This is a genomic window from Actinoplanes sp. CA-015351, assembly GCF_050955685.1.
Classification (GTDB): domain Bacteria; phylum Actinomycetota; class Actinomycetes; order Mycobacteriales; family Micromonosporaceae; genus Actinoplanes.
The window spans coordinates 4,112,338-4,136,307 of record NZ_CP192102.1 but is presented as its reverse complement, the minus strand read 5'-3'; the positions used below and the strand labels follow the sequence as shown (position 1 = coordinate 4,136,307).

The following is a 23,970-nucleotide window of genomic DNA, read 5'->3' as shown; positions in this document are numbered from 1 at the left end:
GCGGGTCCCGTGTTCGACGACCACAGCCCGATCTACCGGCAGATCGCCGAGCAGATCAAGGCGGACGTGCTCCGGGGCGTCCTCGGCGCTGAGGAGCAGGTGATGTCAACAAACCAGTACGCGGCGCACTACCGGATCAATCCGGCCACCGCCGCCAAGGCGTTCCAGCACCTGGTCGACGAGGGTGTGATCTACAAGCGACGCGGCGTCGGCATGTTCGTCAGTGCCGATGCTCCGACCCGGCTGCGCGACGAGAAACGCGAGCGTTTCTTCGCCGATGTGCTGGAGCCGCTGGTGGCGCAGGCCCGCACCCTGGGCATCCCGGCCGCCGACGTGGTGACCCACATCCAGCACCTGTTCGAGACCGAAGACCTGGGGGAAGGCCGATGACGCTCTCGATTCAGACCACCGACCTGCGGATACGCTACGGCGACACCGAAGCGCTGCACGGTCTCGACCTCGACCTGCCCGCCGGCAAGATCTACGGGCTGCTCGGGCGCAACGGCGCCGGCAAGAGCACACTGCTCAGCGCGCTCGCCGGGTTCCGCAAGCCGTCCGCCGGCACCATCCTGGTCGGCGGCCAGCCGGTCTTCGAGAACGTCCGGGTCACCACGCAGATCTGCCTGATCCGTGAGGACGGCGGGGTCGGCGACCCGACCGACTCCATCGGCGACATCCTGGAGATGGCCAAGTACCTGCGGCCGACCTGGGACGACACGTACGCGGGCGAGCTGCTGGACCGCTTCGCCCTGCCCCGCAAGAAGACGCTCATCGCCCTGTCGCGCGGGCAGCGCTCGGCGTTCGGGGTGGTCGTCGGGCTGGCCTCGCGGGCGCCGCTGACCATGTTCGACGAAGCGCACCTGGGTATGGACGCGCCGACCCGGCAGCTGTTCCTCGACGAACTGCTGCGTGACTACCTGGCCAATCCGCGTACGTTCGTCATCTCCACGCACCTGATCGAGGAGCAGAGCCCGCTCTTCGAGGACGTGCTGATCATCGATCGGGGCCGGGCGCTGCTGCACGAGGAGCTCGACGAGCTGCGGACCCGGGGCGTGTCGGTGACCGGTGCGGCCGAGGTGGTCGAGGACTTCGTGTCCACGATGACCGTGCTGGGCCGCCAGCGGCTCGGCCCGACCCTGCAGGCCATGGTGTACGGCACCCTCGACGACGATCAGCGCCGCCGGGCCCGCGCGCACGGCCTGGAGCTGGGCCCGGTCGGCGTGCAGGACCTGTTCATCCACCTGACCAGCGCGGAGAACGCGACGGGCGCGCAGAACCTGACGGGAGCCGACCGATGAGCCGCTGGCCGATCCTTCGCTATCTGCTGGGCAGCCACACCATCTTCCTGCTGTTCGTGATGTTCGGCGTCTACCTGTTCGTCGCGGTCGTCGTCGCCGTGGTGGCCCAGTTCACCGAGATCCGGCTCAGCGGTGTCGACGTCGTCGGGCAGGCGCTGCCGTGGGTGGCGCTGGGTTACGGCGCGACCGCGGCGAACCTGATAGTCACGACGCTGGTGCACGGCCGGAGCCGCCGCGAGTTCCTGATGCAGCACCCGGTGTTCCAGGTGGTCACCACGCTGCTGCTCGCCGCGCTGATCACCGCCGCGTTCGCGATCGAGACGCTGGTCTACCGGTCGCTGGACTGGCAGCAGAAGGTGCAGGAGCAGCGCTTCTACGCGTCCGCGAGTGATTACCCGCAGATCTTCGCAGCGCACTGGAGCATGCTGATGACCTGGCTGATGATCGGCGTGTTCATCGGGGTCGCGTTCTACCGGTGGGAAGCCGCCGGTGGGCTGGCGCTGCTGCCGGCGGCCGCGGTGGTGCTGGTCACCGGGGGAGTCAACGGGTTCTTCAGCCTGCCGTTCGCCCGCACCGACCTGCCGCTGCTGCCGCTCACCCTGGCCGCAGTCGCCGCCGCCTACGCCCTGCTGTGGGTCAGCGCCCGGGACGTGCCGCTGAAAACCCGGGTCGCATAGGGTGCCCGGGTGCGCCTTTTGATCACTGGGGGAACCGGTTCGCTCGGCCGTCGCGTGGTGACCCGCGCGGCGGCCGCCGGCTGGGATGCCATCGGAACGTACCTGTCCGCGCCGGCCGCGACCGCATCGCTGCGGCTCGACATCCGCGACCAGGCTGCCGTGCGCCGCGTGGTGCGCGAGCTGCGTCCGGACGCGGTCATTCACGCGGCCGCGGGCCGCGATCGCCACGATTGGCCGGCCAACGCGGACGGCGCGGCCAACGTCGCGGTCGCGGCCGCCGAGGCTGGGGTACGTCTGGTGCACGTCTCCAGCGACGCCATCTTCTCCGGTCGTGCGGTGTCCTACACCGAGGACGCGCTGCCGGACCCGGTCTACGCCTACGGGGCGGCGAAAGCGGCAGCCGAGACGGCGGTGCGCGCCGCCGTGCCGTCGGCGGCGGTCGTGCGTACGTCGCTGATCCTCGGTGACGGCAACGGATACCACGAGAAACTCACCCACGACCTGGCGGCCGGCCGGGTGAAAGGCGCCCTGTTCACCGACGAGATCCGCACGCCGGTGCACGTCGACGACCTGGCCGACGCCCTGCTGGAACTGGCCGCCGGCGATTACCCGGGTGTGCTCAACGTGGCCGGCGCCGACGCGGTCAGCCGGTACGACCTCGGCGTGCTGGTGGCCCGCCGCGACGGCCTGGACACCGCCGCGATCCCGGCCGCCACCGTCGCCGACCTCGGCCTGCAACGCCCCACCGACGTACGCCTGGTGATCGACCGGGCCGCCACGGTCCTGAAGACCCGTCTGCGCGGCGCGACCGAATTTATCGGATGAAACCCGGCCGATGATTGGTGATACTGGCCGGCGTGACCAGTAAACGCACGGTCCGCGTCACCGTTCGCGGATCCTTCGACAACCTCTCCGCCGACCAGAAAGCCGCGCTGCTCGCGGCCGGGCCGCAGCACGCCGACATCCTCGCGGTGACCTACACGCAGGACGGCCACCTCACCTACGACCTGGCGGCGCGGCCGTTCTTCACCTTCCGGTTCGCCGAGGAGGTCGACGACGAAAGGGAGATCCCGAAGGTCACGGCGCGCGCGGAGGCCAAGGCCGCCGACTGGATGACCGAGCGAGGGTACGGCTTCAAGCGCATCACCTCGCAGACGGTCGACCTGTCCGAGGTGCCGCTCGGCCCGCGCGGGCGCCGCCTGCAGGGTTAGCCGGCCCGTTCGGCCTGCAGGGTCAGCCGGCCCGTTCGGCGGCGCTGCGCTCGACGCAGAACTCGTTGCCTTCCGGGTCGCGCAGCGTGACCCAGCCGGTGCCGTCGGGCTTGCGGTGGTCGGCGGCGATGGTGGCGCCCAGCTCGACGGCCTTGTCGACGTACTCGTCGCGGGTGCCGGCTGGTGGCTGCAGGTCGAGGTGGAGGCGGTTCTTGGCGGTCTTCGCCTCGGGCACCGCGATGAACAGCAGGCCTGGCTCGCACTCGACGAGCGCTTCCTCCTCGTCGGACTCGGCATCGACGGGAAAGCCCGTCAATCGCGACCAGAACGCGGCGATAACAAGAGGATTACGGGCGTCGAACGTGAGGTGACGAACGGGACTCGTGGTCATATCCCGTACTATATGGGCGTGCTGCTGGCCGACCATCTCGGTGAGCTGGCCGACCACCTGATCGGCCAGTTCGTCGACCAGGCCCGGCACTCCGGCGCCTCGTGGACCGAGATCGGCGCCGGCCATCTGCTGCTCGCCCTGATCGAGCAGCCGGACAGCCTCGCCGTGCACGCGCTCACGGCGCAGAACCTCGGCCTCACGGCCGTGCGGGACGCGGCGATCGCGAGCCTGCCCGAGCCGGCCGGCGACGCACCGGAGCCGGTGCTGGTGCCGTTCGACGCCCGCGCCAAGAAGGCCCTGGAGCTGACCTTCCGTGAGGCGCTGCGGCTGCAGCACGAGCGGGTCGGCACCGGCCACATCCTGCTGGCCCTGCTGGAGGAGGAGCCGGCGGGCGGCGTGCTCGGCCGCGCCGGCGTCCGCAAGGCCGCGGTCGAGAACACCGTGCTCACAGGCCCGCAGGAGTCCGCCCGCCAGGTCGCCTGAAAGTTGTGCGTGCCCTTGCGGGCCGCAGCGGCGTTACCTCCTCACCGGCGGAAGATCGGCTTCCGGGGTTGTTGAGGGACGGTGGGATCCGCGATGCTGCGTGGTCTGCTAGCCGCTGTTGTCGTGGTGACCGGTGCCCAGTTCGGTGCTCCGGCATCGGCGGCGCCAGCTCCGATTCGGATCATGCCGCTGGGCGACTCGATCACTGCGGGCGCCGGCGCGCCCGGCCGCCAGGGATACCGGCTCGTCCTGCAACGCAGGCTGGAGCGCGCCGGTACGACGGTCGACTTCGTCGGTTCGCAGCGCGGCGGCATCGGCGGTGACCCCGACCATGAGGGTCACGGCGGCTGGACCATCGAGCAGCTGTCCGCGCAGGTGGGTGGCTGGCTGGACGACTACGCGCCGGACGTGGTGCTGCTGCACGCCGGCACCAACAACATCACCCGCGGCGACGATCCGGCCGAGGTGGCACGGAAACTGTCGGCGCTGGTCGACCTGATCCTGAAGACGGCTCCGCGTACCCGGATCTTCGTGTCCACGATCGTCGGCACCAACGTGCTCTCCGAGATGGCGGCGAATCACGCGTACAACGCCCTGATCCCGGCCGTGGTGGCGGGCAAGGGGCCGCGGGTGCGGCTGGTGGACCAGGCCCGGGTCAGCGGACTGTCGATCTACGACCGGCATCATCCGAACGCTCATGGGTACGCGCGGATGGCGCACAGCTGGTACGAGGCGATGCGTACCGAACTCGGCCCGGCGTGGCCGGACGAGGCCGACCCGGACAGTGCCGAGCTGGTCTACCTGTGTCATCACCACGGTTCGGTGCGGGTCTGCCGGTGGTGGCAGCGCCGGCCCGCCGCCCGGGGTTCGTTAACCGAGCGGGAAGTCGGTCAGCGTGTGCCATGTGTCGCCGGGCTGCGGGTTTCCCGCGATCAGGCGTACCGAGGTGACCCGCGCCCGGATCGGCAGTGACGCCTGCACCGCCGCGGCGGCCGCGTCGAGGTCGCTTCTCGGGTGGTCGTGGCCGATCGTGAGGTGCGGGACCACCTCGGCGAACTCGCCGCCGTACGGCTGGGCCTGCGGGAACCGGGTGGCGATGCGGTTGGTGAGTTCCCGGAACGGCTCGGCCGGGTCCGGGGCCAGCCACACCACCCGGTCGTGGAACCAGGCCACCCGGTCGAGGCTCATGAAGAACCGGGGCACGCCGGCCACGATCAGGCGTACCGCGGCAAGGACCTGCGGGGTGAGCTGAGAGGGCGGCAGGAACGGGTACAGCACGGTGATGTGGGCGGGGATGCCCCGGGAGGCGGCGGTGTCGAGGCGTTCCCTCAACCCGGCGACCGCCGGCTCGGCTTCCGGAATCGGCACGATCAGGGCGCTCTGCGTCGGTTCCACCGCCGCAGTGTCGGTCATGGATGTTGCGGCGGCAACTCGTCCTCAATGACAGATGTCATGGCCGCCGCATGACGCACAGCGCAGGGATGGCCACGTTCGCGGTAGCAGTCTTCTATTCATGACACTCACTACTGTGCCCTCCACGGCGGCTGCGGCCGCCGTGGAACTTTCGGGCGTGGTCAAACGGTTCGGCGCGGTCACCGCCGTCGCCGGGCTCGACCTGCGCATCCGGCCCGGCGAGGTGGTGGCCCTGCTCGGCCCGAACGGCGCCGGCAAGACCACGACGATCGACATGCTGCTAGGTCTTTCCCGGCCCGACGCGGGGACGGTCCGGGTGTACGACCACACGCCGCAGGATGCCGTCGCGCTCGGCCTGGTCTCGGCGGTCATGCAGACCGGCGGGCTGCTCAAGGACTACACGGTCGAGGAGACGGTACGCCTGACCGCGGTGCTGTTCGGCAAACCGCGCTCGGCGGTCGCTTCCGTTCTCGAACGCGCCGGGATCGCTGACATCGGTTCGCGGCTGGTCGGCAAGTGTTCGGGCGGGCAGCAGCAGCGGCTGCGGTTCGCGATGGCGCTGCTGCCCGATCCCGAGCTGCTGATCCTCGACGAGCCGACGACCGGGATGGACGTGGGTGGGCGGCACGATTTCTGGAACGCCATCCGCGACGATGCGCGTCGTGGCCGGACCGTCGTGTTCGCCACGCACTATCTGGAGGAGGCCGACGCGTACGCGGACCGGGTGGTCTTCGTGCGGCGTGGTCAGATCGTGGCCGACGGAACCGCGTCGGAGGTGAAAGCGCTGGCGTCAGGACGGACCGTTCGGGCCACCCTGCCCGGGGTGGCGTTATCGGATTTGTCGGCTATTTCGGGTGTGGAGTCGGTGGAGGTTCGTGGCGACACCGTTTATCTGCACGGGCGTGACACCGACGCGATCGCCCGGCACCTGCTCACCACGACGCCCGCCCGGGACCTGGAGATCACCTCCCGGAACCTGGAAGAGGCGTTCCTGACGTTGACGGCGGATGCGGCATGAGTGTCTCGACTGTTTCTCCTCTCGTGCGTTCCCTGCCGCGATTCGGCGGCTTCAGCCTCGGCATGATCGCCCTGGAACTGCGCCGGATGCTGCGTAACAAACGCACGGTGATCTTCACGCTGATCATGCCGGCGGCGTTCTTCCTGCTGTTCGGCAGCAGCTCCGGGTACCGCACCGAACGCGTCGGTGAAGGCAACGTCACCGGGTACATCCTGATCAGCATGGCCGTCTACGGCGCGATGCTCGCCACCACCAGCGGCGGGGCGATGGTCTCCATCGAGCGCGCCGCCGGGTGGAGCCGCCAGCTGCGGCTCACACCCTTGAAACCACTTGCGTACGTGGCCGTCAAGCTGGTCATCGCCATGATCATCGGCGCGGTGTCGGTGGCCGTCGCGTTCCTCGTCGGCTCGCTGGCCGGCGCGGAACTGCCCGTGTCGGCGTGGATCGGCTGCGGCCTGCTGGCCTGGGTGTGCTCGCTGGTGTTCGCCGCGTTCGGGCTGTTCATGGGATACCTGCTGCCGAGTGAGAACGTGATGCAGATCCTCGGCCCGGTCCTGGCCGTGCTGTCGTTCGCCGGTCAGACGACCCCTGAGCCACCACGATTCGCCGAGATCGAGCCTAGCCTGGGAGCTGTCGCATGATCCGTTTGTTGCTCGCTGACGACCAGGCTTTGGTACGCGGCGCGATGGCCGCTCTGCTCGACCTGGAACCCGACCTGAAAGTGGTGGCCGAGGTCGGCCGGGGCGACGAGGTGGTCGCCGCCGTCAAGGAGTACGAGGCCGACGTGGCGCTGCTCGACGTACAGATGCCGGGCCTCGACGGCATCAGCGCGGCCCGGGTTCTGCAACAGTCGGTGCCGTCGTGCCGGGTGTTGATGGTGACCACGTTCGGCCGGGCCGGGTACCTGAAGCAGGCCATGGCGGCCGGCGCGGGCGGGTTCATCGTGAAGGACACCCCGGCGCGGCAACTAGCCGACGCGGTCCGGCGGGTGCACCAGGGTCTACGGGTGGTGGACCCGGCGCTGGCCGCACAGTCACTGGCGCACGGCGACTCGCCGCTGACCGAACGCGAGACGGACGTGCTGCGGGCGGCCCGGGACGGTGGAACGGTCGCCGACGTCGCCCGTGAGCTGCGGCTTTCCGAGGGGACGGTACGTAATCACCTCTCGTCGGCGATCGGTAAGACCGGTGCGCGTACCCGGGCCGAAGCGGTGCGTCTCGCGGTCGACACGGGCTGGTTGATTCCCTAGCCAGCCGGGATGGGCAGCTGCTATGAGGTTCAAACCTGCACTTGAGGAAAATTGCGGAGTGCAACCGAGCAGCAACCAAGAGTGGCCACTTCCTGCACCCGAAGCGGCGAAAAGTTCCTTCTGTCAGCCGGCGAGCCGTCACGGCGCCGACACAGGGGGGAACCGAAATGACCGCGACCGTTCAAACTTCTGTCACCCGTGAAGCCGCTACCCGCGAACTTGTCTCCCACGAGCCTGCGACCGGTTCTCACGAGCCCGCTATCGTTTCTCCCGAACTCGCTATCGCTTCTCACGAGCCGGCAACCGGCGAGTCGGTGGCCCGGGAGTCCGTCACGCGGGACCCCGCTGTTGGGGAGTCCGCTGTTGGGGAGCCTGCTGGTCGGGAGCCTGTCACCCGCGAGCAGGAAGAGCTGATCCGGGACAACATGGCGCTGGTCGGGCACATGGTTCGCGAGATGCTGTTCAAGGTGCCGCCGCACGTGCACCGTGATGACCTAGCGTCAGCTGGTTACGCCGCGCTGGTGACGGCCGCGCAGTCGTACGACCCGGAACGTGGCATCCCGTTCGGCCGGTTCGCCGCTGTCCGTGTCCGCGGTGCTCTGCTCGACGAGCTGCGCAGCATGGACTGGGCGAGCCGCTCGGTCCGGGCCCGCGCCCGCCGCGCCGACGTGGCCCGCGAGGAGCTGACCCGCCAGCTCGGCCGTACCCCCACCGCCGAGGAACTGGCTGAGCTGCTCGGCGTCGCGGTCAACGAACTCAGCAGCGTTGACGACGACGTGCAGCGCGCCGCCGTGCTGTCGCTGCAGGGTTTCGCCACCGGCACCGCCGAGGACCTGGTCACCGACTCGGCGATGAACCCGGAGGAGCTGCTGCTGCACCGCGAGCGTCTCGGGTACCTGCACGACGCGGTGACTGTGCTGCCGGAGCGGCTGCGGTACGTCGTGGAAGCCTCCTTCCTGCAGGAACGCCCCCTCTCCGAGGTCGCCGCCGAACTCGGGGTGACCGAATCCCGGGTGTCGCAGCTACGCACCGAGGCCCTGGCACTGCTGCGCGACGGCCTGATCACCCACATGGAGCAGATGCGCGTCCCGGACGCGAAGGACGGCTGTGTCGCCCGCCGCCGCGCCGCGTACGCCGCCCAGATCGCCGCCCGCAGCACCATGACCACCCGCCTCGGCGTCACCGACGTCCAGGGATTGCGGGTGTCCGATGTCCCCGCCCTGTTGCCGGCAGCCGCGTGACGTGGCCGGCAGCCGGTTGACCAGGCCGGCAGTCGGGTGACCAGGCCGGCCGACGGATGGCGCTGCCACGGATGGCGGCGACGACCACGTCAACGGGCCAGGTAACGACAAGCCGGGTTACGACAGCCCAGGGGAAAATCGGCTGGGTTCAGCGTGCCGGGCTCCGCCGCGATCACCGGATCGCGTAGCCCATGTCAGGATCAGCGCCGCTACGACGAGCCCGAGGCCTGCCCCCGCCAGCGCCACGTTGAGCCACTCGGGCCCGAACGGCCAGTACGCTCCGGGATTCACCGCGCTGTGCACGGTGAAGACCGGGTCGTCGCCGCCGGCATAGCGGAACGCTCGCATCACGTTGCCGTAGAACGCGACCGCAGGCAGGGCCAGCACCGCCACGGCGACGGCGGTTAGTCCCGTGCCCAGGCGCGCCCGTGCCGGTGCGGCATGCCGTAGCCGCTGAACGCCCGCCGCAGTGAGCAACCAGCCCGCGATCAGACCGGCCAGGATGCCGATGACCGTGAACGGCAGCAGGGTCGCGTTGCCCGCGGACCACATCCTGGTGCCGACCATCCCGGACTGCTCGGTTTGATGGCTGCGGACCTCCAGCATCACGCCGTCACGTTCGGCGCGGAACACCGTCCTCCTGAGCTCTATCTCGACGGTGTTGCCGGCCTCATCGGTGGTGGTCGCGCTGCCACCCGGGTGGGTGGCCGGGCCGAGCTGCCAGCCGGCGGCCGCGAGACGCTGCCGGGCCTGCTCGGCGTCCCAGCCGTCGAACCCCAGCACGGACGTGTTGCCCATGACCATGCGGCCTGTCCAGGGCGAACCGCTATCGGGCCGCACGACGGTATCCTCGCCGGGCCCGCCGACGGCTTGCGCGTGCAGGGCGCCGGCCGAAGCATGGTCGGGAACGCCGGCGAAGGTCTGCTCGGCAGTCCAGGAACCCGCAGCGGCCCCGAACCCGCCGCCGATCAGGGCCACCAGCACTGCCGCGATCCAGGCGAGCGGCCACCCGGCCGGCAACCGGAACCGCTGACGGATCCCGCTCCCGATCAGATGCCAGCTCTCCGCCCGGGACGGCCGCTGCTGGCCCGGCTCGGCCATCTCCAGAAGCGTGGTCACGATCTCCGGACCGTGTCGCCGCCGGTAGCCGGGTGGATAGGTACGCATCAGCCGCTTGTAGGCACGCTCCAGCCCGGGATCCGCCTGCGGCCAGTCCCCGTTGCCGGTCCAGTCCCTGTTGCCGGTCCAGTCGTCGGCCGTCATCCGTTGAGCCCCGGGTACGGGCCGGCGAGGCGGGACACGCCCGGCACAATGCCCGGGCGCTGCCGTAGCTGAGACTCGGCGGTCTCGGCTCGTTTGCGCAGCCGGTCGACCTCGACGGCCAGGACAGCGGCGCCGTCGTCGCTGAGCCGGTAGTAGCGGCGCAGCCGGCCCTCGACGGCTTCCTCGTGGTCGACGTCGATGAGTCCCTGGTCGGCGAGGCGGTCGAGGGCGCCGTAGAGGGTGCCGGGGCGCAGTTTGACCTCGCCGGCGGAGAGGCCGAGCACGGACTGGACGATGCCGTACCCATGCAGCGGCTGCGCCGCGAGCGCGGTGAGGATCAGGAAGGTGGGTTCTTGCATGGCGTGCCTCCTTTCAGGTGGTGGTGGTGGCGGCGGCGAGCGGGTCGGGTCGGTGCCGCAGGGTGACGAATGTGGTCAGGGTCAGCGCCAGCCCGGCCGCGGTCAGGACGGCGTTGAGCCAGGGCGGCCCGAACGACCAGCGCGCGCCGATGGTCAGCGCGCTGTGCACGGTGTCCAGGGTGATCGCGTCGGCGTCGCGGGCCAGGACGCGGGCGAGGTTGTCGTAGAGCGCGGTCACCGGCAGCGCGAACACGGCGACGGTGAGGCACGTCAGGACACCGGCGACCAGGGGGAGGTGCGGCGCCCGGTGCCCGGGTGTGGTCTGGGTCAGCGGGCGGTCCAGGGCGGCGGCGATGATGAGGCGTTCGGCCAGCGAGGGCCGTGGCGCCCGTGGCCTGCGCAGCCGGCGGAAACCGGCCGCGGCCAGCAACCAGCCGCCGATCATGCCGGTCACGGCGCCGGCGAGCGACAACGACAGTAGCGTGCCGTCGTCCTGCTGCCACAGCATCAGGACGACGGAGCCACGATCGTCGTGTGCCCAGCCCTGGGTGTGCAGGACCAGACCGTCGCGCTCGGCGGAAAACCGGTATGCCGTGACGCGCACCGTGCTGTCCACCCCGGTGATCGCATCAGTGAAGCCGACCAGGCCGGTGACCGGCTGGGCCGTCTCCACCGCCCAGCCGGCGCGAGCCAGCTCCCGGCGGGCCTGCTCGCCATCCCAGGCGGTGACCGGGACGTCGCTGAGATAGCCGGGTGCGAAGTAGGTGGAATCCTCGTGCAGGTTGGTGAAGTGCTCGCCGCCGCCGGGTGCCACCAGTCGGGCGAGCTGCTGCCACCCGGCTCGGTCCGGAAGCGCGGTGAGGCGCTGCTGGGCGGCCCAGGAACCGGCGGCGGCCCCGAGCCCGCCGCCGATCAGGGCCGCCAGCAGCGCCACGACCCACGCGAGGGGACGCGCGGCGGGCAGCCGGAACCGCTGGCGGATCCCGCTGCCGATCAGATGACAGGCGTCGGCGGCCGCCGGCCTGCGCCGGCCGGGCTCGGCCATTTCGAGCAGCAGCGTGAGGATCTCGGTGCCGTGGCGTCGCCGGTAGGAGCCGGGATAGGCCAGCAGCAACCGACGGTAGGCACGCTCCAACTCGGGAGCGGGTGACGGCCAGTCGTCGATGCGGTCCATGCCGAGGACAGTACGCCGCTCGTCATATATCGGCAACCGAGCTATTGTCGGATGCGGCGGCATCACAGGCAGCACCCGGAGAGGAGCCGGCAAATGCGGTTGCGACAAGGACAGCGGTGGGGCAGGGTTGACCCGGACCTGATGCCTCGGACAAGGAGCACACCCCGACGATGTGAGAGCGACCCGGCTTCGCTGATCGCCCGTGACCACACCCGGGCGAGCCCATGTCGGTGTCGCACACTCCCGGAGGCAGTCTTGTCCAGCACCCACCCCAGATCGGCCAGCACCAGCCCCCGGTCGGCCAGCACCAACCCGAAAGCCCATCTCAAAGCCGTCGGCCTCGGCCAGGCCCACGACGGTGACCTTCTCTTCTCCGGTCTCGACCTGGTCCTGCGCGAAGGCGACCGGATCGGCGTCGTCGGGCCCAACGGCGCCGGCAAGACCACGCTGCTGCGCGTGCTGGCAGGCGAGCTGACACCGACCGCCGGTGCGGTCACCGTGGCTCCGGGCGCGCGCCTGTCTTACGTACCCCAGCGGATGCCCGACCAGGACGGGAGCGTGGCCGCGTTCCTGACCGGGGGTCTCGGTGAGCTCGCGGCAGTGACCGTGGCGCTGCGCGCGCTGGAAGCGCGCCTGGCAGCCGGCGAGGACGTCCTCGACGAGTTCGGGACCGTGCAGGAGCGGTGGACGGCGCTGGAGGGGTGGACCGCCGAGGCGCGGCTGACCGAGATCCGCCAGCGCCTCGACATCGAGCACCTGCCCGACGACCTGCCGGTGAGCGCGGTCAGCGGTGGCGAGCAGGCAAGGTTGCTGCTGGCCCGAGCGCTACTCGACGCGCCCAGCCTGTTGCTGCTCGACGAGCCGACCAACCATCTCGACGCCGAGGGCGCGCAGTGGCTACGGGACTGGTTGCGCGACTTCACCGGCGGGGTGATCGCAGTCAGTCACGACCGGGCATTCCTCGACGAGTTCGCCACCCGCATCATCGAGCTCGACGGCATCGAGGAGCAGCCACAGGACTATCCCGGCGGCGGCTACACGGCATTCCGCGCGGAGAAACAACGGCGCTGGGAGAAACTGCTGCTCGATTTCGAGGCGCAGGAGAAAAACCGGCTGCGCTGGGAAGCCGACATCGCGAAAACCATGGGGTACGCCCGCGGCGTGGAGGCCGCGCCGCGCTCCAACGCCGAGGCCCCGCACCTGCGCCGGGTGGCCCGGCTCGTGGCCCGCAAGGCGAAAGTGCGCGAACGGCGGCTGCGCCGGCAGATGGCGTCGGTGAAATGGATCGCCCAGCCCCGCACCCGGCCACCGCTGACCCTGGCGTTCCCCGGTGACGACACCGACGACCGCGAGATCGTGCTCAAGGCCCGCGATGTCACCGTCGCCTACGGCGAGCGAATCCTGCTCGACCACGTCGACCTCGACGTGACCCGCGGCGACCGGATCCTGATCACCGGGCGCAACGGAGCCGGCAAGACCACCCTGCTGCACGCCCTGCGCAACCAGCACGACGACGTCGCGGAGCTGCCGCAAACCGACGAAGGGCTGCGCACCGGCCGCAGCGTGCTCGACTTCTTCCGGGACCGGGTGCCGGTCTACGTCGACGACGCCGAACGCCTCCTCGCCGGCCACCAGTTCGAGGCCGAGCAGTGGACCGCGCCGGTCCGCGACCTGTCCGCCGGCGAGCTGCGCCGGCTGCTGCTGGCCGTGGTGGTCAACAGCCCGGCCAGAATCCTGCTGCTCGACGAGCCGACCAACTTCCTCGACTTCGAAGCCCTCGACGTCGTCGAGGAGGCGCTGCGGCGGTACAAGGGGACGCTGCTGTTCGCCAGCCACGACCGGTACTTCGCCGATGCCGTGGGCCACACCCGGCACTGGCATGTCGCGGACGGTCAGGTGAGCGAGAGCTGAGAAACTGGGGGCGTGAGGAAACCCGCATGATCCGCCCCCCTATGCTCTCAAGCTGGCTACGGGAAAGCGGGAAACCTTGAGTTCGGATATGAGCATCGTGGAAGCGGTGATCCTCGGCGCGGTCGAGGGCGTCACCGAGTTCCTTCCGGTGTCCAGCACGGGTCATTTGACGATCCTGGAGAAACTGTTCGGGCACACGATCGACGACCCGGACATCACCGCCTTCACCGTGATCATCCAGTCCGGTGCGGTGCTCGCGACCATCCTGTTCCTGCGCAAGGACATCGCCCGGGTGGTCCCGGCGTTCTTCCGCGGGCTGTTCAGCAAGGCCCAGCGCGACCACCCGGACTTCCGGTTCGGCTGGGCGGTGCTGCTGGGCTCGATCCCGATCGTGATCGCCGCGCTGCTCTTCAAGGACGCGATCGAGACGACGCTGCGCAGCCTCTGGTTCGTCGCCGGCGCGCTGATCCTGTGGAGCGGTGTGATGGCGTTCGCCGACCACGCCGCCACCCAGGTCCGCAACGAGAAAGACGTGACCTGGAAAGACACGCTGATCATCGGCGTCGTGCAGTGCATGGCGCTGATCCCGGGCATCTCCCGCTCCGGCGCGACGATGTCCGCGGGTCTGCTACGTGACCTCGACCGGGTGACAGTGACAAAACTGTCGTTCTTCCTGTCGATCCCGGCACTGACCGGCGCCTCGATCCTGCAGGGCGTCAGCGAGGCCGACCGGATCTCCAGCGGCGTCGGCTGGACCAACACGATCGTCGCCACCGTGGTCAGCTTCGTGGTCGCCTACGCCTCGGTGACCTGGCTGCTGAAATTCGTCTCGAAGCACTCCTACAGCATCTTCATCTTCTACCGGCTGGCACTCGGCTCCCTGCTGTTGCTGCTGCTGGTGACAGGCACGATCACCGCCAAATGAGCACGCGGAACAATGATGACCGGGCCGACGCCCGGTCATTGCTGTCTCTCGCCCACGTCCGCGCCGCCGGGCTGCCCGGGACCGCCCCGCCCGCCGCGATCACCGTGAACTTCCACCCCGACCGGCTGCTCGCCGACGGCCGGCCGGTCTCCGCGCACCTCGCCGCCGAAGGCGTGTACCGCAGCCAGTTCGAAACCCGGATCTCCAGTGGCGCCCTTCTCGCGTACCCCGGGGGAGACCGCGACCGGTGGGAGCACCGCATGTTCGGCGGCGCCTACACCGGCGTCACCGGCCGGCCGATCTACGGCGCCCTCAACCTGGCCGGGCACCCGGACGGCGCCGCACCCCGGTTCGGCAGCTGCCACCTCGTGCTGCGGCCCAGCGTGGCTGACCGGGCGACGTTCTGCCACGGCGACAGCCACCTGCAGCCCACCGCCGTCGGCACCGCCGACACCTTCGGCGCGATCTGGCAGGCCCTGCTCGACCAGGTCGCCACCACCGGCACCGCCCTCGGCGTCACCGCACCCTCACCGCAGTCCTGGCAAGCCGGCCTGGCCGCCGCGAAACACCAGCCCGGACGCACCCTCGACGACTACGTCGAAGCCCAGCTGCACGGCGGGCTCACCCTGCGCGACCACGTCACGGCCGTCGTCGCCGACCCTTCCTTCATGGGTACGCCCACCGAAGCCGACCTGCGAACCCTCGGCATCCCACTGCACTGGCACACCGGCTTCGCCCTGCCGGCCGACGAGTTCCCCGCCGATCTGCGCGGCCCAGCCGTCCCACCACTGGCCCGCGACATCGCCGCCCGATTCGGCACCCCCGTCCTGGACGCCGAGGTGATCGGCCGCGCGGCCCGCGACGGCGACGACCTCCAGCTGATCAAATACCTATGGCACATCCTGGTCCTGCTCGGCCGGCCGCACACCGCCCACTGATCGGTCAGCTCACCACGCTCCAGACCACGCCCCGCCGTCAGCACCTCGACGTCGACGCCCGCACCGGGCGCTGGGCCGTTCACTCAGATCCGCAACCATGGCGCCAACCTAGACGGACCCCCCGACAATTCCAGCCGGTACAACGAGGCACGTCGATGACAGAATGATCGGCATGGGGGAAGAGCCACCAGAGCCGTGGGAACGCGCCAAGATCCGCACCGACGGGGCCGTAATGGTCGCCCTCACCTGGTGCATCGTGGTCACCGCCACCGTCCTGATCGTCGAATCCGAGATCCTCACCGGCGGCCGCGACTGCGCCGAACAATCCTGGTGCCTGACCTCCGAATCGCTGCTGACCATCGGCCTGGTCGCCGGCGCGCCGCTCTGGCTCGGCTACATGCTCGTCGCCTGGCTGATCACCATCGGGATGGCCCGGATCGTACCGTCGGCGTTTCTGGCCGGAACCCTCTCCGCAGCCCTCGCCGCACCGCTGATCTTCCTGGCCATGAACGCCGCCTTCGGCACGTGACAACGCCACGGTCCGCATGCGGCACCACCTGCCGCGCGAACCGTGGCGCCCTCACAAACCCCAGGTCCAGACCCGACTCTGCTCAGTCATCGCCGTCCCCACCACCCGGACACCCGGTCAACGTCAACAACCCCGCGACCGCACCCGCCACGAACAGGGACCGACGACCCAGACCCAGCACACGCTCCTCAGGTTCGTCCATGCCTCGCATTCTCGCCTGAATCCCGCCCGCCGAACAGCTCAGGCCAGCTCCCGCAGCACAATGTTCGTCCGATTGGCACGCACCGCCGCCCGCTGCTGCTCCGCCGTAACCTCGATATAGCTCTGCGACGTCGCCAGCGACGCATGCCCCATCAACCGCATGATCTCCGACGCGTTCGCCCCGTCCTCCGCCAGCCGCGTCGCGAACGTGTGCCGCAACGCATGCAACTGCGCACCACGCGGCACCCGATCCCCGATACCCGCACGCCGATAACACGACTGCACCAGATACTGCAGACCCCCACGCTGCAACACCTCACCGCGCCGATCCACCAGCAGGGGAGCGGTCGACGCCGCCCGCCCGAACCGCACCCGCCGCGAATCCAGATAACGCCCCACCGCCGCGTCCAGACCGGAATCGATCGGCACCGACCGCGGCCGCCCACCCTTACCCAACACCTCGACCCGGCGCTCACCGGCACGCCCCGACACCGAACCGACCCGCAACGCCAGCATCTCCGACAACCGCAAACCCGCACACAGAGCCAGCGCCAGCACCAGAACGTCGCGCTCCGGCCACGGATCCCGCTGCCGCTCATCCGCTGTGCTCACCGTGCGTAACAACATCTCCGGTGTGTCCTCACCCCGCAACGGCTTGGGGGAGAGGGCCACCTGCCGAGGCTTGTCCACCGCCGACATCGGATTTCCGGCCACCACACCCTCAGTCACCAGGAACGTGAAGAACGCATTCCACGACGACCAGGCCCGAGAGACGGAAGCGGGGGCGCGGTCCGCCGCGAAACGCGCAAACGCAGAACGCAACACGCGAGGGGAGAGGTCACTCACCGTGAGCGGCGCGGGCTCGGCCAGCTGCAACACCAGGCCCAGATCGCGACGGTACGCCGAGAGCGTGTGCACCGAAGGCTTCCGGGTGGCCCGCGCCGCCAGAAACTCGTCAACATGCGTACCGATTCCAGTCTCATGCATAAGCACCATTATGCATGATTTATCACTGTTTACGCTGGTAAGCCGACTGTCGATCGCACCACGAGATGAATGACGTGTGGTGTTATCGCCCGATTCCCACGCGCCTTGCCGCCCAAATCCCAGCCACTCCACGCGCCGCTCGCACGGTGAGCGCGCAAGAACGGCCCCGCTCCGGCGGGGTAGGGAGGGCTGCTGGAGACAGGGGGCCCAGGCGCCGCCACCGGCGTTACGTGACCGATCCGGGTTCAGCCGAGCCTTCATCCGCCGGCGGACCGCGGTCACGCTGTTTCCGCGCTTTTCCGCGTCACCGGCCGGCCCTCACGGATTGCCGTGAGGGCCGGCAACGACTCTGGCGGAGCTGGTCGCGCGGGCGGGCAAGAAACGGCGCGGAACACGGAAAACGGCCGCGCCGAACCCCTCTCAGGAGAGCCCTCCCAGAGCTAAGTTGACATAATATACATTATCGACCCAGGAATTATAGGTGCGGGGAGAGGCGCCAGACCGGCAGAACAGGGTTCGCTGCACACGCGCCCGAATCGACAATTTCGCCGCCACCGCCACCGCCACCGCCCGCACGAGGTCGCGTTCTCCCGATCGTGCGACATCTGATGCCCGCCGGCGGCACTGCCGGCGGTGGACTCTCATCCCCCGAGGCGAACCTCCGGGGTCGTCTGCCGGCGCCGAGCCACGGCGTCGAACACGCACAATGCAGGCCTCTCCCCTGCCGCGTCGAACACGCACAATGCAGGCCTCTCCCCTGCCGTGACCACCCCGCCACCGATTCGTGACCCTCAGTGACAACCTGGGAGGGTGAAACAGGGTGACATATGGCACCTGCACACCTGTAATGCCCCGTTAGAGGGCTGCCGACGTCCCCGTCCGATGCTTACGTTGAGTACGTGACGGACGACGGAATCGCTCTTCGGCAAGAGGCGCTCAACAAGATCGCGGAGCAATTGGGCGTACCCGCTCCGGTGTGGACCGAGGAGGACGAGGCGAAGTTCCAAGTGTGGACCCACGCGGCCGACGCAGCCTGGGAAAAGATCCACGGCCGCCAGCGAAAACGCCGCACCGCCTGGCCGAGCACCTACCGCGCCCCCGCCGCTTGACCGCCAGCGCTCGGGCGACAGGAGCCGAAGGGGGCACCTGCCCACGACGTGGCGCGTTCTTGGCAAGGCGGGCCGCACGACCTGGCGCCCAGTGCTGTATTCGCCGAGGTCAGGGTGAGCGAGGGGAGATCGGCGCCGCGCTGATCAGTGGAGTTGGCGGGCGGCGACGATCTCGCTGTCGCTGAGTTCGCCCGTGGGACGGAATCCCAGCTTGTCGTAGAAGGCCGAGGGCCCGCCGTCACGGGGCTGGTACGTCACGTATGCCGTGGCCTCTCCCCTGGCGTGCAGCAGAGCGCAGACGCTGTCGGCGGCGAAGGTGCCGTATCCCTGGCCTTGGGCGTCGGCGGCGATGGTGAGGCGCCAGAGGCCGGAGCGCCGGCCGCCGGTGCTCCAGGGGACGTCGAGGAAGGCCATCACGAAGCCGACGAGACGGTCGGCGTCGTAGATGAGCCGGGGCCAGGCGCTTTCGCCGTAGACGTACGCCTCGGCCAGGGATTTGACGACGGGTGCGACGAGGTCTTGCTGGTCCGGGCGGACGGCGAGGTCCAGGGCGGCTTCGTAGTTGTCGGGGGTGATCTCGGCCAGGTGCATGGGGCGCGACTTTAGACGGCGGGTAGTCGCGGGGCCACGGATTTATGAGAATGATCGGATGCGTATCGCGGTTCTCTCCGATGTCCATGGCAATCTGCTGGCGCTTGATGCGGTGCTGGCCGCGATCGAGGCCGATGGTGTTGATCTGACGGTCAACTGTGGTGATCTGTTGTCGGGTTATGTGCTGGCGGCGCAGACGGCGGATCGGCTGATCGATGTCGGTCTGGCGACGGTGGCGGGCAATCATGAGCGGCAGGTGCTGACGTTCCCGGTGGAGAAGATGGGGATGGCGGACCGGGTGACCGGCGAGTTGATCACCGAGCGGCATCGGGAGTGGATGGCGTCGTTGCCGAAGACGCTGTCGCCGGTGCCGGGTGTGCTGGCTTTTCACGGTACGCCGACCGATGACCTGCAGTATCTGTTGCACAGTGTGGATCCGGGCTCGGGTGCGCGTGATGCCACCGAGCAGGAGGTGGCCGAGCGGCTCGGTGACGTGTCGGGTTATCGGTTGTTGTTGTGCGGGCACACGCATCTGGCGGGTGCGGTGCGGTTGCCCGGTGGCCCGTTGATCGTGAATCCGGGCAGTGTGGGGTGGCCGGCGTATGAGGATGACGAGCCTTTTGTCCATCGGATGGAGGCGGGGTCGCCGCATGCCCGGTACGCGGTCGCCGATGATGCGTCCGGTGTGTGGGAGGTGGAGTTCCGGCAGGTGGAGTACGACTGGGAGTGGGCGGCGTCGCTGGCTGAGGGGTTCGGGCGTGCTGATGTGGCGTACGCGTTGCGGACCGGGCGGGTGTCGGCGTGATCGTGCGGTGGGTGACGGGTTTCCTGGACACGCCGGCGGAGTCGGCGCTGGTGGCGGAGCGGTTCTGGCTGGCGGTGACGGGGTCGGGGTTGTCGCCGCGGCGGGGGTCGTTCGTGACGGTGGTGCCGGAGAAGGGTGACGCCTATCTGCGGTTGCAGATAGTCAGCACGGAGCCGGCGCGGGCGCATCTGGACTTGCACGTCGATGATCCTTTCCGGTCTTCGCGGGAGGTGGCGGAGCTGGGTGCGGTGGTTGTCGACACGCAGGATGACCTGGTGGTGATGCGCTCCCCTTCGGGAATTGTGTTCTGTCTGGTGGCGTGGGAGTACGAGCGTGAGCTGACGTTGCCGCGGCGCTGGGATGGTCCGCAGTCGAGCATCGTGGATCAGTTGTGTCTGGATGTGCCGGCGGCGTTTTATGCCCGGGAGCTGGTGTTCTGGTCGCAGGTGACGGGGTGGGAGCGGCGGGCGTCGAGTTTGCCGGAGTTCACGTTTCTGTTGCCGCCGGCGCGGATGCCGTTGCAGCTGTTGGTGCAGCGGACCGGTGGTGGTGAGGCCGGGGTGCATGTGGATCTGGCGTGTGACGATGTGGACGCGGAGGCGGCGCGTCATGTGGCGCTGGGTGCGGTGGTGGTGCGGCGGGTTCCGCGGGATTGGACGACGTTGCGGGATCCGGCGGGCCGGGAGTACTGCATAACGGCTCGGTCCCCATTTAGATGATCTTCCCGGTGTGGTTGCCGGAAGTTGTCGGTGGCTGCTGGTAGAAAGGGACCGCTTCTCATACAGGCGTACGAAGGTGGTTGGGGATGGCGGCGCTGAGCGCGGAAGATCTGACGGGCATCGAGGCCGCGCTGGCGGCGGGGCGTAAGCCCAAGGTGCAGTTCACCGAGTCGGCCGGGCAGATAGCCGGGCAGCTCGGTCAGGTGGTGGCGTTGAATGATCGGTCGTCGGACGAGTTCGTGGTGGTGAAGTTCGGCCGTGATGAGCTGCCCTTCTCCCCCGGTGACCTGCAGATCGCGCCGCGGGGTGCGGTGCCGGTGAAAAAGGTGGCGCCGCCCGCACCGGTGGAGGAGCCGCCGTTGTCCGGCCCGGAGTTTTTGATCGACAAGCCGGTGCCTGCTCCGCGCACGCCGGTCAAGGAGGTAACTGAGGTGACGGCTCCGGCTCCGCGCAAGGCCGCGGCGAAACCCGCGAAAAGCAAGCCAGGCCCGTCGCTCACGGTCACTTTGGCGTACGGGGACGGCGAGTGGACCGTGGCCGCGGCCCAGGGTGCGAAGGTGCTGGCCCGTCCCTATGTGATCCGCCCGGCGGAGGCGCTGAAGATGGTGTCGCTGATCGACATGCCGGGGGTTCAGGAGGCGGTCGAGCACATCATGTCGGCGGAGCGCAGTGAGGCGCAGGCCCAGGCGGAGCGGTTGCGGGCCGAGCTGGCGGAGGTGGAGGCCCGGCTGGCCGAGCTTTCTCAATAAAGGCCGTCTCTTGGCGCCGGTGTCGCTCGATGAAGGACATAGAGGGACTTCGGGCGTGGAGGGTGGCAGTGGTGTGGCGTAAGCGGTCGTGGCCGGTGGAGCCGAGGCTGGCGTGTGAGGTGCTGCGGGCGGTGTTGCCGGGCTGGCGGGTCTCGCACGCGAGGGGGCGCTATCGGGCGACGCTGGTGCACGGCGCCGGCCGGTCGACCGTGGAGGCCCGCGAGGCGTCGGTGGTCGCGGTGACGATAGAAACGCTGTTCGACATCGACGCAGAGAGTTCCTGGTCCACCTGACGTCTGGTTTGATCTTTCTGTTCGCGGTTGCGTCCGGGGCGGCGGTGGGCAACCTGTACTGGGCGCAGCCGCTGCTCGAGTTCATCGCCGCGGACCTGCACACGGGTACGGCGGGCTGGCTGGTCACGGCCACCCTGCTCGGTTATGCGGCCGGGATTCTGCTGATCGTGCCGCTCGGTGATGTGCTGGACCGTAAGCGTCTGGTGCCGGCGGTGATGTCCTGTGCGGCGCTGGCCTTGGCGGCGTGTGCGGTGGCGCCGACGATCGGTGTGCTGCTGGTGGCGATCACCGCGGTGGGGATCACGACCGTTTCCGGTCAGATCCTGGTGCCGCTCGCCGGTGACCTGGCCGGTGATCAGACGCGGGGCCGGGGTCGCGTGGCTGGTGATGCTGGCGTCGTTCGTGCTGGCGTTGTTCGCCGGTTCCCGCACGGTCCTGATCGTGGCGGTGATCGTGCTGCTGGATGTGGCGGCGCAGACCGCCGGCATTCTGAACCAGGCCCGGGTCTTCGCCGTGGCGCACGAGGCCCGCAGCCGGGCGAACACGGCGTTCGTGGTGTGCAATTTTCTCGGCGGGGCGGCCGGTTCGGCGGCGGCGACGCTGCTGTGGCAGGCCGGTGGGTGGCGGGCGGTGTCGGTGGCCGGGATGCTGCTGAGCGTGTTCGCCCTGGCCGTCTGGGCGTACGGTGCCCGGTCCGTGGCATCATGGCCGCCTCATGGACGCGACTGACACCTGGCGGGCGCCGCGCATCTGGCGGTTTCTGCTCGCCCTCTCCCCCTATGTCGTGGCGCCGCTGTGCCGGCTCGACGTCTCCGGCGAGGTGCCCGCTCAGCTGCGCCGCGGTCCGGTGGTCCTGGCGGCCAACCATGTCAGCCCGTTCGACCCGGCGGTGCTGGCCGCGGCTTGTCACCGGGTCGGTATCACGCCACGGTTCATGGCGACCGGCGGGGTGTTCCGGGCTCCGCTGGTCGGTGCGATCATGCGGCGGTGCGGGCACATCCGGGTCGACCGCAACACCGCGCATGCGGCGGACGCGCTGACCGAGGCGGCGAAGGCTCTCGGTGAGAACGCGATGGTGCTGGTCTACCCGGAGGGCCGCATCGGTCTGGATCCGTTGATGTGGCCGGAGCGGGGCAAGACCGGGGTGGCACGGATGGCGGCGGCGGCGAACGCGCCGGTGCTGCCGGTCGCGCAGTGGGGTACGCACGCCGCCATCCCGTACGAGGCTCCGAAACGTCTGGGCCGGGCCGTGGTCTTGTCGATGCTGCGCCGTCCGGTGGTGCGGGTGCGGTTCGGCGTACCGATGGATCTGTCCGTGGAAAGCGGGACCGGGACCGCTGGTGCCCGGGCGATGCGGGCCACCCGGCTGATCATGACGGCGATCGACGAGACCCTGGCGCCGTTGCGTGCCGACGAGATGGGGATGCCGAAGGTGATCGACCACAGCCGGCCGCGGGACATGTCCCGGGTGCGGCCGCGTCAGCTGCTGCCGTAATCGTTGGTTTTGTCGCGGAAGACGCTGACGTCGCCGAGGACTTCGATCCACACGCGGGGGCCGTCGATACGCAGGTAGGAGTCGGTCCACCCGACCCGGGTCGCGGAGTATTCACTGCGGTAGGCGGCGAGCAGCCGGTCGCCGGCGTTCGTGTCGAGGTCGCCGGTGTGTGCGGCGATCAGGGCGGTGACCTTCTTCTGGACGGCGTCGCTGAGTTCGGAGACGAGCAGCCCTTCGGCGGCCGGGTAATCGGTGCCGTCCTGGCCGGGGCCTTTCACCAGGTCGTCGGAGACGCCGCTGCTGAGCTGCGCGGCGGTTTTCTCCTGGTCGCTGAGCGCGTTGTAGACCTCCTGGGCCGCTTTCGTGCCGATGCTGTCGGCGCCGGTGAGGCTGGGCGTCATGCTGACCTGGTCGCCGTGGTAGGTGAGGTTGCGCGCCAGGTGGCTGCCGCCGAGCTGGATGACGAACGGTTCGGTGGCCGACGGCGTGCCGTAGACCGCGAGGTGCGCGTCGGCCGGCATCGTGGCGGTGATCTGGCTGTACCCGTCGTCGCTGAGGGCCGCGTCCAGCACGACCATGACGGCGGCGCGTTGCACGCCGCTGAGTTCGGCGTACGCGATGCCTTCGCGGGGCACCTGCGCGGCCGCGTGGTCGGACCAGGTCTGGCGTCCCCGGTCGGCGGTGATGTCGTGGACCACCTCGGCGCGCTGGCCGGCGCCGAGCATGGCGAGCATGTCGATGACGGCGGTGGCGACCACGGCGCTGTTGGCGCCGCCCGGTCCGGTGCCGGCGTTGTCGAGCGTCTTCACCGTCGTGACCGCGGCGGCGCTGCTGGGCACCGGCGCTTCGGGAGTGGACGCGGCCTCATCGGTGGTGCCGCACCCCGCGGCGGCCACTGCCGCCAGCAGAGTGAGGGTCAGGCTTCTGCGCATCCGGACCTC

At 69.5% G+C, this 23,970-nt stretch carries 31 protein-coding genes; 22 read left to right on the top strand and 9 right to left on the bottom strand.

The window, feature by feature from the left end; all coding sequences use genetic code 11:
* The first annotated feature begins 9 nt into the window (after positions 1-9).
* Genes ACQP2E_RS19000 through ACQP2E_RS18980 form a run of 5 tightly spaced genes read left to right on the top strand, consistent with a single transcriptional unit; the run spans position 10 to position 3,186 of the window.
* Positions 10-390 (top strand): GntR family transcriptional regulator, encoded by a 381-nt coding sequence (locus tag ACQP2E_RS19000; protein ID WP_433833484.1) that lies wholly within the window; start codon positions 10-12, stop codon positions 388-390.
* Positions 387-1,298 (top strand): ATP-binding cassette domain-containing protein, encoded by a 912-nt coding sequence (locus tag ACQP2E_RS18995; RefSeq protein WP_433833482.1) that lies wholly within the window; start codon positions 387-389, stop codon positions 1,296-1,298. Before ACQP2E_RS19000 ends, ACQP2E_RS18995 begins: the two co-directional genes overlap by 4 nt.
* The gene (locus ACQP2E_RS18990; protein ID WP_433833480.1) at positions 1,295-1,975 is read left to right on the top strand and encodes a hypothetical protein; all 681 of its coding nucleotides are present in this window, start codon (positions 1,295-1,297) and stop codon (positions 1,973-1,975) included. The genes ACQP2E_RS18995 and ACQP2E_RS18990 overlap by 4 nt, the downstream gene beginning before the upstream one ends.
* Positions 1,976-1,984: 9 nt before the next feature.
* A complete protein-coding gene (locus ACQP2E_RS18985; protein ID WP_433833478.1) occupies positions 1,985-2,800 on the top strand; it encodes a sugar nucleotide-binding protein in 816 nt (271 codons plus the stop codon).
* Positions 2,801-2,832: 32 nt separating this feature from the next.
* Positions 2,833-3,186 carry a DUF6204 family protein gene (locus ACQP2E_RS18980; protein ID WP_433833476.1) on the top strand — a complete coding sequence of 118 codons (354 nt, stop codon included), beginning with the start codon at positions 2,833-2,835 and terminating at the stop codon, positions 3,184-3,186.
* 22 nt (positions 3,187-3,208) lie between these two features.
* Here ACQP2E_RS18980 and ACQP2E_RS18975 read toward each other — a convergent pair whose 3' ends face one another.
* Positions 3,209-3,577, bottom strand: coding sequence for a VOC family protein (locus tag ACQP2E_RS18975; RefSeq protein WP_433833474.1), 369 nt, complete (start codon positions 3,575-3,577; stop codon positions 3,209-3,211).
* An 18-nt stretch (positions 3,578-3,595) separates the two neighbouring features.
* Here ACQP2E_RS18975 and ACQP2E_RS18970 point away from each other — a divergent pair, with 18 nt between their 5' ends.
* Positions 3,596-4,060 (top strand): Clp protease N-terminal domain-containing protein, encoded by a 465-nt coding sequence (locus tag ACQP2E_RS18970; RefSeq protein ID WP_433833472.1) that lies wholly within the window; start codon positions 3,596-3,598, stop codon positions 4,058-4,060.
* 93 nt (positions 4,061-4,153) lie between these two features.
* Positions 4,154-5,032: an SGNH/GDSL hydrolase family protein gene (locus tag ACQP2E_RS18965; protein WP_433833470.1), complete on the top strand. Its 879-nt coding sequence runs from the start codon at positions 4,154-4,156 to the stop codon at positions 5,030-5,032.
* Here ACQP2E_RS18965 and ACQP2E_RS18960 read toward each other — a convergent pair.
* Positions 4,931-5,455 carry a 2'-5' RNA ligase family protein gene (locus tag ACQP2E_RS18960; protein ID WP_433833469.1) on the bottom strand — a complete coding sequence of 175 codons (525 nt, stop codon included), beginning with the start codon at positions 5,453-5,455 and terminating at the stop codon, positions 4,931-4,933. The genes ACQP2E_RS18965 and ACQP2E_RS18960 overlap by 102 nt on opposite strands.
* Positions 5,456-5,573: 118 nt before the next feature.
* Here ACQP2E_RS18960 and ACQP2E_RS18955 point away from each other — a divergent pair, with 118 nt between their 5' ends.
* The 4 genes from ACQP2E_RS18955 (at position 5,574) to ACQP2E_RS18940 (ending at position 8,981) form a co-directional block, all read left to right on the top strand.
* Complete coding sequence (locus ACQP2E_RS18955) at positions 5,574-6,491, top strand: ABC transporter ATP-binding protein (protein WP_433833467.1); 918 nt, start codon at positions 5,574-5,576, stop codon at positions 6,489-6,491.
* A complete protein-coding gene (locus tag ACQP2E_RS18950; RefSeq protein WP_433833465.1) occupies positions 6,488-7,132 on the top strand; it encodes an ABC transporter permease in 645 nt (214 codons plus the stop codon). Before ACQP2E_RS18955 ends, ACQP2E_RS18950 begins: the two co-directional genes overlap by 4 nt.
* Positions 7,129-7,740 carry a response regulator gene (locus tag ACQP2E_RS18945; RefSeq protein WP_433833463.1) on the top strand — a complete coding sequence of 204 codons (612 nt, stop codon included), beginning with the start codon at positions 7,129-7,131 and terminating at the stop codon, positions 7,738-7,740. The genes ACQP2E_RS18950 and ACQP2E_RS18945 overlap by 4 nt, the downstream gene beginning before the upstream one ends.
* 425 nt (positions 7,741-8,165) lie before the next feature.
* The gene (locus tag ACQP2E_RS18940; protein WP_433833461.1) at positions 8,166-8,981 is read left to right on the top strand and encodes a sigma-70 family RNA polymerase sigma factor; all 816 of its coding nucleotides are present in this window, start codon (positions 8,166-8,168) and stop codon (positions 8,979-8,981) included.
* A 117-nt stretch (positions 8,982-9,098) separates the two neighbouring features.
* Here the strand turns inward: ACQP2E_RS18940 and ACQP2E_RS18935 are convergent, their stop codons facing one another.
* Genes ACQP2E_RS18935 through ACQP2E_RS18925 form a run of 3 tightly spaced genes read right to left on the bottom strand, consistent with a single transcriptional unit; the run spans position 9,099 to position 11,777 of the window.
* Positions 9,099-10,244: a hypothetical protein gene (locus ACQP2E_RS18935; protein WP_433833459.1), complete on the bottom strand. Its 1,146-nt coding sequence runs from the start codon at positions 10,242-10,244 to the stop codon at positions 9,099-9,101.
* Positions 10,241-10,603, bottom strand: a complete 363-nt coding sequence (locus ACQP2E_RS18930) for a PadR family transcriptional regulator (protein ID WP_433833457.1) — start codon at positions 10,601-10,603, stop codon at positions 10,241-10,243. The genes ACQP2E_RS18935 and ACQP2E_RS18930 overlap by 4 nt, the downstream gene beginning before the upstream one ends.
* Positions 10,604-10,616: 13 nt before the next feature.
* Entirely contained in the window at positions 10,617-11,777 is a 1,161-nt protein-coding gene (locus ACQP2E_RS18925) for a hypothetical protein (protein WP_433833455.1), read from the bottom strand.
* 255 nt (positions 11,778-12,032) lie between these two features.
* Here ACQP2E_RS18925 and abc-f point away from each other — a divergent pair, with 255 nt between their 5' ends.
* The 4 genes from abc-f to ACQP2E_RS18905 all read left to right on the top strand — a co-directional run bounded on the left by abc-f (position 12,033) and on the right by ACQP2E_RS18905 (position 16,080).
* Positions 12,033-13,688: a ribosomal protection-like ABC-F family protein gene (gene abc-f, locus ACQP2E_RS18920; protein ID WP_433833453.1), complete on the top strand. Its 1,656-nt coding sequence runs from the start codon at positions 12,033-12,035 to the stop codon at positions 13,686-13,688.
* A gap of 88 nt (positions 13,689-13,776) precedes the next feature.
* Positions 13,777-14,613: an undecaprenyl-diphosphate phosphatase gene (locus ACQP2E_RS18915; protein ID WP_433833451.1), complete on the top strand. Its 837-nt coding sequence runs from the start codon at positions 13,777-13,779 to the stop codon at positions 14,611-14,613.
* Complete coding sequence (locus ACQP2E_RS18910; RefSeq protein WP_433833449.1) at positions 14,610-15,551, top strand: DUF3626 domain-containing protein; 942 nt, start codon at positions 14,610-14,612, stop codon at positions 15,549-15,551. The genes ACQP2E_RS18915 and ACQP2E_RS18910 overlap by 4 nt, the downstream gene beginning before the upstream one ends.
* 172 nt (positions 15,552-15,723) lie before the next feature.
* The gene (locus ACQP2E_RS18905) at positions 15,724-16,080 is read left to right on the top strand and encodes a hypothetical protein (RefSeq protein ID WP_433833447.1); all 357 of its coding nucleotides are present in this window, start codon (positions 15,724-15,726) and stop codon (positions 16,078-16,080) included.
* A 240-nt stretch (positions 16,081-16,320) separates the two neighbouring features.
* Here ACQP2E_RS18905 and ACQP2E_RS18900 read toward each other — a convergent pair whose 3' ends face one another.
* Positions 16,321-17,277: a tyrosine-type recombinase/integrase gene (locus ACQP2E_RS18900; RefSeq protein ID WP_433833973.1), complete on the bottom strand. Its 957-nt coding sequence runs from the start codon at positions 17,275-17,277 to the stop codon at positions 16,321-16,323.
* Between the two features lie 890 nt (positions 17,278-18,167).
* Here ACQP2E_RS18900 and ACQP2E_RS18895 point away from each other — a divergent pair.
* Entirely contained in the window at positions 18,168-18,377 is a 210-nt protein-coding gene (locus ACQP2E_RS18895) for a hypothetical protein (RefSeq protein WP_433833445.1), read from the top strand.
* A 144-nt stretch (positions 18,378-18,521) separates the two neighbouring features.
* Here the strand turns inward: ACQP2E_RS18895 and ACQP2E_RS18890 are convergent, their stop codons facing one another.
* Positions 18,522-18,968 (bottom strand): GNAT family N-acetyltransferase, encoded by a 447-nt coding sequence (locus ACQP2E_RS18890; protein WP_433833443.1) that lies wholly within the window; start codon positions 18,966-18,968, stop codon positions 18,522-18,524.
* Between the two features lie 58 nt (positions 18,969-19,026).
* Here ACQP2E_RS18890 and ACQP2E_RS18885 point away from each other — a divergent pair, with 58 nt between their 5' ends.
* From ACQP2E_RS18885 to ACQP2E_RS18870, 4 genes are all read left to right on the top strand, one after another.
* Positions 19,027-19,773 carry a metallophosphoesterase family protein gene (locus tag ACQP2E_RS18885; RefSeq protein WP_433833441.1) on the top strand — a complete coding sequence of 249 codons (747 nt, stop codon included), beginning with the start codon at positions 19,027-19,029 and terminating at the stop codon, positions 19,771-19,773.
* Between the two features lie 50 nt (positions 19,774-19,823).
* Positions 19,824-20,492 carry a VOC family protein gene (locus tag ACQP2E_RS18880; RefSeq protein ID WP_433833439.1) on the top strand — a complete coding sequence of 223 codons (669 nt, stop codon included), beginning with the start codon at positions 19,824-19,826 and terminating at the stop codon, positions 20,490-20,492.
* Between the two features lie 86 nt (positions 20,493-20,578).
* Positions 20,579-21,241 carry a hypothetical protein gene (locus ACQP2E_RS18875; RefSeq protein ID WP_433833437.1) on the top strand — a complete coding sequence of 221 codons (663 nt, stop codon included), beginning with the start codon at positions 20,579-20,581 and terminating at the stop codon, positions 21,239-21,241.
* A gap of 29 nt (positions 21,242-21,270) precedes the next feature.
* Positions 21,271-21,534, top strand: coding sequence for a hypothetical protein (locus ACQP2E_RS18870; RefSeq protein WP_433833435.1), 264 nt, complete (start codon positions 21,271-21,273; stop codon positions 21,532-21,534).
* Positions 21,535-21,676: 142 nt separating this feature from the next.
* On the opposite strand, the gene ACQP2E_RS18865 is transcribed toward ACQP2E_RS18870, so the two are convergent.
* The gene (locus ACQP2E_RS18865; protein WP_433833433.1) at positions 21,677-21,838 is read right to left on the bottom strand and encodes a hypothetical protein; all 162 of its coding nucleotides are present in this window, start codon (positions 21,836-21,838) and stop codon (positions 21,677-21,679) included.
* A 47-nt stretch (positions 21,839-21,885) separates the two neighbouring features.
* Between ACQP2E_RS18865 and ACQP2E_RS18860 the strand changes: the two genes are divergently transcribed.
* Both ACQP2E_RS18860 and ACQP2E_RS18855 read left to right on the top strand, forming a co-directional pair.
* Positions 21,886-22,263 carry a hypothetical protein gene (locus tag ACQP2E_RS18860; protein ID WP_433833431.1) on the top strand — a complete coding sequence of 126 codons (378 nt, stop codon included), beginning with the start codon at positions 21,886-21,888 and terminating at the stop codon, positions 22,261-22,263.
* Positions 22,250-23,029 (top strand): lysophospholipid acyltransferase family protein, encoded by a 780-nt coding sequence (locus ACQP2E_RS18855; RefSeq protein WP_433833429.1) that lies wholly within the window; start codon positions 22,250-22,252, stop codon positions 23,027-23,029. The genes ACQP2E_RS18860 and ACQP2E_RS18855 overlap by 14 nt, the downstream gene beginning before the upstream one ends.
* Here ACQP2E_RS18855 and ACQP2E_RS18850 read toward each other — a convergent pair.
* A complete protein-coding gene (locus ACQP2E_RS18850; protein WP_433833427.1) occupies positions 23,014-23,961 on the bottom strand; it encodes a DUF3500 domain-containing protein in 948 nt (315 codons plus the stop codon). The two genes, ACQP2E_RS18855 and ACQP2E_RS18850, sit on opposite strands and share 16 nt — an antisense overlap.
* Positions 23,962-23,970 lie beyond the last annotated feature (9 nt).

Excerpts from the sequence above, each read along its gene's own strand:
- ACQP2E_RS18935 (WP_433833459.1), bottom strand. The coding sequence starts at position 10,244 with ATGACGGCCGACGACTGGACCGGCAACAGGGACTGGACCGGCAACGGG.
- ACQP2E_RS18990 (WP_433833480.1), top strand. The coding sequence starts at position 1,295 with ATGAGCCGCTGGCCGATCCTTCGCTATCTGCTGGGCAGCCACACCATC.
- ACQP2E_RS18855 (WP_433833429.1), top strand. The coding sequence starts at position 22,250 with ATGGACGCGACTGACACCTGGCGGGCGCCGCGCATCTGGCGGTTTCTG.
- ACQP2E_RS18885 (WP_433833441.1), top strand. The coding sequence starts at position 19,027 with ATGCGTATCGCGGTTCTCTCCGATGTCCATGGCAATCTGCTGGCGCTT.
- ACQP2E_RS18940 (WP_433833461.1), top strand. The coding sequence starts at position 8,166 with ATGGCGCTGGTCGGGCACATGGTTCGCGAGATGCTGTTCAAGGTGCCG.
- ACQP2E_RS18945 (WP_433833463.1), top strand. The coding sequence starts at position 7,129 with ATGATCCGTTTGTTGCTCGCTGACGACCAGGCTTTGGTACGCGGCGCG.
- ACQP2E_RS18955 (WP_433833467.1), top strand. The coding sequence starts at position 5,574 with ATGACACTCACTACTGTGCCCTCCACGGCGGCTGCGGCCGCCGTGGAA.
- ACQP2E_RS18930 (WP_433833457.1), bottom strand. The coding sequence starts at position 10,603 with ATGCAAGAACCCACCTTCCTGATCCTCACCGCGCTCGCGGCGCAGCCG.
- ACQP2E_RS18995 (WP_433833482.1), top strand. The coding sequence starts at position 387 with ATGACGCTCTCGATTCAGACCACCGACCTGCGGATACGCTACGGCGAC.
- ACQP2E_RS18905 (WP_433833447.1), top strand. The coding sequence starts at position 15,724 with ATGGGGGAAGAGCCACCAGAGCCGTGGGAACGCGCCAAGATCCGCACC.
- ACQP2E_RS18890 (WP_433833443.1), bottom strand. The coding sequence starts at position 18,968 with ATGCACCTGGCCGAGATCACCCCCGACAACTACGAAGCCGCCCTGGAC.
- ACQP2E_RS18915 (WP_433833451.1), top strand. The coding sequence starts at position 13,777 with ATGAGCATCGTGGAAGCGGTGATCCTCGGCGCGGTCGAGGGCGTCACC.
- ACQP2E_RS18875 (WP_433833437.1), top strand. The coding sequence starts at position 20,579 with ATGGCGGCGCTGAGCGCGGAAGATCTGACGGGCATCGAGGCCGCGCTG.
- ACQP2E_RS18950 (WP_433833465.1), top strand. The coding sequence starts at position 6,488 with ATGAGTGTCTCGACTGTTTCTCCTCTCGTGCGTTCCCTGCCGCGATTC.
- ACQP2E_RS18900 (WP_433833973.1), bottom strand. The coding sequence starts at position 17,277 with ATGGTGCTTATGCATGAGACTGGAATCGGTACGCATGTTGACGAGTTT.
- ACQP2E_RS18910 (WP_433833449.1), top strand. The coding sequence starts at position 14,610 with ATGAGCACGCGGAACAATGATGACCGGGCCGACGCCCGGTCATTGCTG.
- ACQP2E_RS18850 (WP_433833427.1), bottom strand. The coding sequence starts at position 23,961 with ATGCGCAGAAGCCTGACCCTCACTCTGCTGGCGGCAGTGGCCGCCGCG.
- ACQP2E_RS18870 (WP_433833435.1), top strand. The coding sequence starts at position 21,271 with ATGAAGGACATAGAGGGACTTCGGGCGTGGAGGGTGGCAGTGGTGTGG.
- ACQP2E_RS18975 (WP_433833474.1), bottom strand. The coding sequence starts at position 3,577 with ATGACCACGAGTCCCGTTCGTCACCTCACGTTCGACGCCCGTAATCCT.
- ACQP2E_RS18965 (WP_433833470.1), top strand. The coding sequence starts at position 4,154 with ATGCTGCGTGGTCTGCTAGCCGCTGTTGTCGTGGTGACCGGTGCCCAG.
- ACQP2E_RS18925 (WP_433833455.1), bottom strand. The coding sequence starts at position 11,777 with ATGGACCGCATCGACGACTGGCCGTCACCCGCTCCCGAGTTGGAGCGT.